The sequence below is a fragment of the Myroides odoratus genome (genome assembly GCF_001549985.1).
GTDB lineage: Bacteria > Bacteroidota > Bacteroidia > Flavobacteriales > Flavobacteriaceae > Flavobacterium > Flavobacterium odoratum_A.
In genome coordinates this window covers 1-1,603 of the sequence record NZ_LROZ01000043.1, presented here as the reverse complement: position 1 = coordinate 1,603, position 1,603 = coordinate 1, and the positions used below count along the sequence as shown (strand labels likewise).

At 27.1% G+C, this 1,603-nt stretch carries 1 protein-coding gene and 1 pseudogene; both read left to right on the top strand.

Annotated elements, in window-relative coordinates:
* Positions 1-402, top strand: a pseudogene (locus tag AWV75_RS18145) (hypothetical protein); the annotation flags it as partial.
* Positions 403-514: 112 nt separating this feature from the next.
* A partial coding sequence (locus AWV75_RS18140; RefSeq protein WP_060875664.1) for a gliding motility-associated C-terminal domain-containing protein occupies positions 515-1,603 on the top strand: 1,089 nt, incomplete at its 3' end.

Genomic DNA, 1,603 nt, shown 5'->3' with positions numbered 1-1,603 from the left:
TTTGTTGAAAACATAGCAATGAATCAAGATTTCATTACCAAACTTGGAGATAATAACGAATTTAAAACAAAAATAGAGACAATCATCTCAAATAGTATAGTTGATTATTCAAGTACAGAGACAATCAAATCAGAAAAATGGATTAATGGTGAACAAATTGCTCAGCGAGTGTTTAATGTTGTATTAACAACTAATACAAATATCATAAGTATTAATAGTGATTTTGCTAAATTGATTTTAAATGCTCGTTTGATAAGTAAAAGTACTAATTCAATTACTGAGGGAGTAGTTGATAAAGAAGTAATAGGTGGAAATACAGTTATCACTTTAGGTATACCTGGATCATTTACTTCTCTTCATCCAAACGGGGAGTATTATTTAATATTAGAGTATGTTAAGTAATAATTTAATTAGATCTATTTGTTTTCAATTAAATTTTTAAAGACAAGTAGAATTAAGATGTTAAGTTAAAATAAAAATTTATCGTATTTCGATATAACATAAATGATTATAAATGAAAAAAAAAATAATTGGAGTACTTCTTACTCTTTTCTTTATTCCTTTAGTTTATTGTCAAAAATATTCTATAGTTGTTAATGAGGGTGAATTAGTTATATCTCCAAATGATTTAGTTTCATTTGAAGGTTCTTTTGAAAATAAAGAATCGGCTTATGTTATTAATGATGGAACAGTAATTTATTTACAGGATTTTATTAATAATGGATATTATGGTATAACTTCTAATAGAAAAAGTTCAAAAACAATTTTTGCAACTAATACTAATAATAGAGTAAAACAAATTAAAGGAAATAGACTGGTTTCTTTGTTAAATGTAGAATTTAGTAGTATTGATGTACCTAACACTTTTTTTGAAATAAAAAATAACTTAGATGTTTATGGTATAGCTGATTTTAGGGAGGGTATTGTTAAAATAGATTCTATAATAAATCCTGATACTAATGTTAGTTATGGGATGATTACTTTTCAACAAGGTTCAGATGCTATAAATTCTAACGATTATTCTTATGTTGAAGGAGAAGTGGAAAAGATAGGAAATGAACAATTTAAATATCCTATTGGAGATAATGGTACTTATAGGTATGCTCGTATTTCAGCCCCAAAAGGTAAGGAAGATGTGTTCTTAGCAAAATATATTTATAATGATAATTCATTCTTTAACTCCCATTTTAATACTGTTGGAGTAGTTAAATTAATAAATACACGAGAGTATTGGTTGATTTCTAAAAGTGATAAAAATCAAAGTGATATTTTATTAACACTTAGTTGGAATGAAAAGACAACTTTACCGGATTTGCTAAACAATCCAGAAGAAGAATTACATATAGTTCGCTGGGATGATATACAAAAGATTTGGGTTGATGAAGGAGGTGTTGTTGATATGTCTCATAAAGAAGTTACTACTATCGCTAATGTTAAAGGATATGGTTATTTTACTTTAGCAACAGTGAAAAAAGATTGGGTCTTAGACGGTGATATTGTGATTTACAATCTAGTTACTCCTGATGGAGATGGGAAGAATGATTACTTTATCATTGACAACATCAAGAACTATCCGAACAACAAAGTTGAGATTTTCAACCGT